We start from the raw sequence: 4,966 nt of genomic DNA on the forward strand, positions 1-4,966 counted from the left end.
GATCTCCCCAGCTACCGCTGGGGGTGCCCCCAGGAGGTGCCCCCGGACGGGCTGGTAGTGGCTGAGCTCAGCCCGATCCAGCCCGTCCGGCGTTTGAGGACACCGCCGCGCAGCGGTGGTGCACCCCCACAACCCGCAGACAGGGCTCCGGCCGCCTTAAGGGCGGCTACGTGCCGCGCGGGACACCGCAACGACCGCCTTCTCCAGGGCGTACTCCGGATCGTCCCCGCCGCCTTTGACCCCCGCGTCCGCCTCGGCGACAGCCCGCAACGCGTCGGCGACACCGTCCGCCGACCAGCCGCGCATCTGCTGACGCACCCGGTCGATCTTCCAGGGCGGCATCCCCAGGTCCCGGGCCAGATCGCCGGGGCGGGCGCCGCGCGGGGCCGAGGCGAGCTTGCCGATCGCCCGGACCCCCTGGGCGAGCGCACTGGTGATCAGCACCGGGGCGACGCCCGTCGACATCGCCCAGCGCAGCGCCTCCAGCGCCTCCGCCGCCCGGCCCTCCACGGCCCGGTCCGCGACGGTGAAGCTGGACGCCTCGGCGCGGCCCGTGTAGTAGCGGGCGACGACGGTCTCGTCGATGGTGCCCTCGATGTCGGCGACGAGCTGCGCGCAGGCGCTCGCCAGCTCCCGCAGGTCACTGCCGATCGCGTCCACCAGCGTCTGGCACGCCTCCGGGGTCGCCGAGCGGCCGGTGGCCCGGAACTCGGAGCGGACGAACGCCAGGCGGTCGGCCGGCTTGGTCATCTTCGGGCAGGCGACCTCCCGGGCCCCGGCCTTGCGCGCGGCGTCCAGCAGGCCCTTGCCCTTGGCGCCTCCGGCGTGCAGCAGCACGAGGGTGATCTCCTCGACGGGAGCGCCGAGGTACCCCTTCACGTCCTTGATCGTGTCCGCCGACAGGTCCTGCGCGTTGCGCACGATCACGACCTTGCGCTCGGCGAACAACGACGGGCTCGTCAGCTGCGCGAGCGTGCCGGGCTGCAGCGCCTCGGGCGCGAGATCCCGCACGTCGGTGTCCGCGTCGGCGGCACGGGCGGCCTCCACCACCTCCCGCACGGCGCGGTCCAGCAGGAGATCCTCCTGGCCCACGGCGAGCGTCACGGGGGCGAGCAGGTCTTCGGTTGCAGTCTTCCTGGCCATCGCGTCCAGCATCCCACGCGCCACTGACACTCCCTCCCGCGTGCCCGCCGCGCATACCGCACAATGAGCGGGTGAGCAGCGTTTCCTCTTCTTCCCCTTCTCCCTCTTCTCCCTCTTCTTCCGGCCCCGCGCGGCACCTGCTGGTGCTCCCCGACCGGGACGCCGCGGACGACGTGGCCGAGGAGGCCGTCCAGCGCTTCGGCCTGGCCGAGGAGCCCCAGCTCGTGCGCGAGGCGCTCGCCGGTGAGGACGACGCCGAGGACGCCCAGTGGCTGGTGGTCGTGGAGGACCCCCGCGGCGCCCTGGACACCGAGGCGCTGCGCGCGCTGGCCGAGGAGTACGACGGCTGGCTCGAAGCGGAGTGAGCTCCGGCGGGCCAGACCGCCGGAGCCTCACCCCGTGGCCCCCTCGCGGCTACGGCGCGGGCGTGGTGCGGAGCTCGGGTATGCGGTCCAGCTCGATGCCGAAGTGGGTCCGGTAGGCCGGCAGGACCTCGTCCTCGGACAGCTCCCGCTCCTGACGTCCCGTCGCGTCGGTGGTGATCAGCGTCCGCCCGCTGACGGTGACCCGGCCGGTCCCGGTGAGGCGGGAGCAGAGCTGGGACTGCGTGAAGGGCGACTTCGGCGACGTCCTGTGCCACCAGGAGCCGCACTCGAAGTCGGCCAGCTCCCGGGGGCGCTGTTCGAGGCGGTACTGCACCTGGTCGTCGCAGTACACGTCGAGATCGCCGTCCTCGGTCTCGGCGATCCGGAAGACCCCGGCCGGATCGGTCTGCTCGCCGCGGTCGGTGAAGACGAGCGGGTGGTGGCTGTTGCGGCCGAACCCGACGTCCACCAGCCACGGTTCGGGCGTGCCGGGGGCTCCGGAGGTCTCGGGTGCCCCGGGGGTCTCCACGCGAAGGGCCAAATGATCGAAGGGCACCCCGAAGCCGTCGGGCCCCATCACGCGCCCGGAGAGCAGCGTCACCCGGTAGCCGAGGCCGGTCAGCAGCTCCGCGAACGCGCCGTTGAGTTCGTAGCAGAAGCCGCCCCTCCCCCGTTCGACGATCTTGCGGACCAGGGCCGCCCCGTCGAGGGTGACGTCTTCGCCGAGGTGCACCGACAGATTCTCGAAGGGCACCGCGTGGAGATGGCGGAGCTGAAGCTCCCGGAGCGCGTCGGCATCGGGGGCCGCGGGCCGGGCGGCGCCGATCCGGCGCAGGTAGGCGTCGATGTTGATGGTGGTCATGGGTCAGTTATCTCCTGTCCGGGAGGCGATCGCATCGTGCTGTGGACCTAGGGCTCGCGGCCTCCTCTGTGGGCCAGGGCCTCGTCGGTCACCGCGACGGGCCCGTCGGTGTCGGTGCGCAGGACCTCCGCTCCCCCGGCCCGGAGCACGGCGACCGTGCGGGGCGCGGGGTGCCCGTACGGATTCCCGGCGCCGGCCGAGAGGACGGCGAACCGGGGGCTCAGCCGGCGTATCAGCTGCGGGTCCTGATAAGCGGAACCGTGATGGGCGACCTTCAGCACGTCCACCGGGGGCAGGCCGGGGCGTGACGCGGCGAGCGCTTGCTGGGCGGGCGGTTCGAGGTCACCGAGCAGCAGCAGGGACAGGCCGGCGCTGCGGACGAGCAGGCTGACACTGGCGTCGTTGGCCCCGCCCTCCGCCACGGCCGACGTCCCCGCCGGCGGCGGCCACAGCACCTCCCAGGACAGGTCGCCGAGGCGCCGCCGCTCCCCCGGCACCGCCTCGACGACCGGGACGCCCGCCCGCCCCGCCGTGCGCCGCACGAACGCGGCCTGGCCGGGAGGTTCGGCGAAGGGGGTCACCTCGACCGCGCCGACCGCACGGCCGCGCAGCACGCCGGGCAGGCCGTCGACGTGGTCGGCGTGAAAGTGACTCAGGATCAACAACGGCACCCGGTCGATCCCCAGGCCGCGCAGGCACCGGTCGACGGCGCGGGGCTCCGGGCCCGCGTCCACGACGAGGGCGGAGCCGTCCCCGGCGGCGAGGACCAGCGCGTCCCCCTGCCCGACGTCGCACGCGACGAAGCGCCAGCCCGGCGGTGGCCAGCCGGTGACCGCCCAGGTCAGCGGCGCCGGGCGGACCACGGCGATCAGCAGGAGCAGCGCACAGGCCGCGCAGATCCAGGGGCGGCGAAGTGCCCGGCGGGCGACCGGCACCAGGGCGGCGGTCACCGCGGCCAGCAGCAGCCCGCCGGGCCAGCCGCCCGGCCAGCCGAGCTCCGCGCCGGGCAGGTCGGCGCCCGTGCGGGCCACCGTCGCGGTCCAGGACGCGGGCCAGCCGGCGACCACCGCCAGACACTCGGCGACGGGCATGGCCAGCGGTGCGACGGCGAGCGCGGCGAACCCGAGGACCGTGGCCGGGGCGACGGCCGCCTCGGCGAGGAGGTTGCACGGCACGGCCACCAGGCTCACCCGCGCCGCCAGGACGGCGATCACCGGCGCGCACACCGCCTGGGCGGCGGCCGCCGCGGCGAGGGCCTCCGCCGCCCGCGGCGGCACCCCGCGCCGCCGCAGGGCCGCGCCCCAGCGCGGGGCGAGGGTCAGCAGGGCGCAGGTGGCCAGGACGGACAGCAGGAATCCGTAACTGCGGGCCAGCCACGGGTCGTACAGCACGAGCAGCAGCACGGCCGCCGCGAGCGCCGGGAGCAGGCTGCGCCGGCGTCCCGTGCCGATGGCCAGCAGCGTGATCAGCCCGCACGCGGCGGCCCGCAGCACGCTCGGCTCCGGCCGGCATACGACGACGAACCCCAGGGCGAGCCCCGCGCCCAGTACCGCCGTCAGCCGCAGGGGGATCCCCAGCCGGGCTGCGAGGCCCCGGCGTTCGGCCCGGGTGGCCAGGTGCGGCGGGCCGATCAGCACCACCAGCAGGATCGTGAGGTTGCTGCCGGAGACGGCCAGAAGGTGCGTCAGATCCGTAGCCCGGAAGGCGTCTTCGAGGTCGGGCGGGATGCGGGAGGTGTCACCCACGACCAGCCCGGGAAGGAGGGCGCGGGCGTCCGGGGAGAGCCCGTCGGTGGCGGTGCGCAGGCCCGCGCGGAGCCGGGCGGCGGTGCGCTGGAGCGCGGTGGGCCCCTCGACGACCTGGGGCGGGGCCCGGCCGCTGACCCGCAGGACGGCGGCGAGCCGGTCGCCCTCACGGGCGGGCGGTGCGAGGCGCGCCTCGACACGGACGCGGGTGGAGGGCAGCAGGCCGAGCCAGGCCGGGTGGGCGATCACCAGGACCGGGGTGCGGGTGGCGGTGGCCCGCCGGCCGATGACCACCCGGGTCGCCTCGCCTTCGAGGACGACGGCGGGTGCCGCGCGGACGGCTCCGCGCACGCGGGGGCGGACGGTCCGCGGGTCTCCGGTGACGGTCACGTCGACGGTGGCCTCCCCGTGCTGCCGGGCCGCACCGGGCAGCGGGCCGCGCTGCGTGTCGGACGCCCGCAGGGCGGCCGCCCCCGCCCCCGCGACGGCACACAGCAGCACCGCGGCCGCGGCGACCGCCGCTCCGGCCCGGCCGCCCGGCACCGCGCGCGAGCGTCGAAGCGCGGCGAGGACCAGACCGCCGGCGGCCAGCGCGCCCAGCACCGCGGCGAGGGCGACGGCCGCCCCGTCGGCGGTCAGCGCCACGGCAGCCGCCACCCATGCCCCGACCGCGGGCGCCGCGAGCCGCAGGTCAAGGGGGCCTTCGGTACGCGCCGACCCGGCGGAAGCCCCAGGGGTATCAGCGGCACCACCGCCGGCCGCACCACCCCGCCCCTCGGGACTGCCCAGGCCACCGAGCCCCTCAACGCGCACCGACCCGACGAACGCCCCCGGCGGAACAGCCGCAACAC

4 protein-coding genes are annotated in these 4,966 nt (G+C 76.1%); 1 reads left to right on the forward strand and 3 read right to left on the reverse strand.

Going from position 1 to position 4,966, the window contains the following annotated elements; all coding sequences use genetic code 11:
• Positions 1-156: 156 nt before the first annotated feature.
• Positions 157-1,143, reverse strand: a complete 987-nt coding sequence (gene holA / locus ABZ951_RS20965; protein WP_344088925.1) for a DNA polymerase III subunit delta — start codon at positions 1,141-1,143, stop codon at positions 157-159.
• Between the two features lie 71 nt (positions 1,144-1,214).
• Between holA and ABZ951_RS20970 the strand changes: the two genes are divergently transcribed.
• Positions 1,215-1,508 carry a hypothetical protein gene (locus tag ABZ951_RS20970; RefSeq protein ID WP_344088928.1) on the forward strand — a complete coding sequence of 98 codons (294 nt, stop codon included), beginning with the start codon at positions 1,215-1,217 and terminating at the stop codon, positions 1,506-1,508.
• Positions 1,509-1,557: 49 nt separating this feature from the next.
• Here the strand turns inward: ABZ951_RS20970 and ABZ951_RS20975 are convergent, their stop codons facing one another.
• Positions 1,558-2,370, reverse strand: a complete 813-nt coding sequence (locus ABZ951_RS20975) for an arylamine N-acetyltransferase (protein WP_344088931.1) — start codon at positions 2,368-2,370, stop codon at positions 1,558-1,560.
• Positions 2,371-2,417: 47 nt separating this feature from the next.
• On the reverse strand, positions 2,418-4,805 hold the full coding sequence (locus tag ABZ951_RS20980; protein ID WP_361280451.1) for a ComEC/Rec2 family competence protein: 2,388 nt from the start codon (positions 4,803-4,805) through the stop codon (positions 2,418-2,420).
• Positions 4,806-4,966: the final 161 nt, after the last annotated feature.

The organism is Streptomyces sp. NPDC046215 (assembly GCF_040646215.1).
Taxonomy (GTDB): domain Bacteria; phylum Actinomycetota; class Actinomycetes; order Streptomycetales; family Streptomycetaceae; genus Streptomyces; species Streptomyces stramineus.

What these genes read in the sequence shown, in the direction of transcription:
- holA (WP_344088925.1), bottom strand. Translation starts at nt 1,143, where the DNA reads ATGGCCAGGAAGACTGCAACCGAAGACCTGCTCGCCCCCGTGACGCTC.
- ABZ951_RS20975 (WP_344088931.1), bottom strand. Translation starts at nt 2,370, where the DNA reads ATGACCACCATCAACATCGACGCCTACCTGCGCCGGATCGGCGCCGCC.